Below are 1,064 nucleotides of genomic sequence, written 5' to 3' on the forward strand. Positions count from 1 at the left end.
TTTTCACATCATGTCAACAGAAAAAATCATGATTTTGTGTTTTTTTATTTTTTTTTACCTAAATCTGGTGTTTTTAGAAATAAAATGGCATGTATTGACATATCCAAAAAAGAAGAAAATCTAAATGTTAAGCTCGTGACGCGCTGCTGTTGCCAAAAAAGCAGATCTTGTTAAACCTCTTTCTTGTGCACAATCATCAATTGCACGCAAAAGCCCTCGTTCAATAGATATATTTGTACGTACCACTTCAGCATCATTTTCAATAAAGGGGACTTGTATTAAAAAAGCCCCTTCTGCCAAAGCTGTTTTGACAGATTCCTGTTGTATAACTTCTTCAAATTTTGAAGGAATAGGCGCTGTATCGGTATCTTCACAATAAAGTTGAAGTGCTTCTGTTGCATTTGCGATTAAATTTTCTTCCTCATCAGCAGCAGAAAAAAGCCCCTCAAAATCAGGAAACTGAACACCAAAAGCAGAATCTTCATCTTTATGAACAAGAGCAAAAAATCTTTTCATTCTTCTTCTCCTTTTTTTAACCAGCCTGCTTGCTGTGCGATAGAACGTGCTGTACCAATAGGAAGATTTTTTTTAGGATGTGGAACAATAACAACCTTGCCATCTTTTTTAAATTTATGATGAGAACCTTTTACTTTAACAAGTTCAAAGCCATCACGCTTTAATTTTGCAATGATCTTTCGGCTATCTTGTTCCATTACCTAAACTCATAATGTGTAAATATATACACATTTTAATGATTTCTTATCTGATGTCAATTCTTTTTTAACGGCTAAAATGTTTATGAAGCGCATTGAGAACAACATATAGCGAATCGACAAGATGTGGTAATAATTGATCTTCTATAACAAGATATTGTAATACGGCATGAAGGTTATATTGATGGGAAAAACATTGTGCTTCTTTGATAGCCTCTTTCATCTCTTCATAACAATGAGTTGCTCTTTCAATCCATTTCTTTTGTGCTTCTTCATTTGATGAAGGAGTAAAATCATCATAAACAGCACTAGGGAAGGCTTTTGCACATAGGTAATTGTTTCTCACTTCAA

Annotated in this window: 2 protein-coding genes and 1 pseudogene; all 3 read right to left on the reverse strand. The window is 33.7% G+C overall.

Features of this window, described 5'->3' with window-relative positions; translation table 11 throughout:
- Window positions 1-120: 120 nt before the first annotated feature.
- Entirely contained in the window at window positions 121-516 is a 396-nt protein-coding gene (locus GQO39_RS08640) for a type II toxin-antitoxin system HicB family antitoxin (RefSeq protein WP_156851789.1), read from the reverse strand.
- The gene (locus tag GQO39_RS08645; RefSeq protein ID WP_006925657.1) at window positions 513-713 is read right to left on the reverse strand and encodes a type II toxin-antitoxin system HicA family toxin; all 201 of its coding nucleotides are present in this window, start codon (window positions 711-713) and stop codon (window positions 513-515) included. Before GQO39_RS08645 ends, GQO39_RS08640 begins: the two co-directional genes overlap by 4 nt.
- Window positions 714-780: 67 nt before the next feature.
- Window positions 781-1,064: pseudogene (locus GQO39_RS08950) on the reverse strand (hypothetical protein); the annotation flags it as partial.

The sequence above is a fragment of the Bartonella refiksaydamii genome, assembly GCF_902652675.1.
Lineage (GTDB): Bacteria > Pseudomonadota > Alphaproteobacteria > Rhizobiales > Rhizobiaceae > Bartonella > Bartonella refiksaydamii.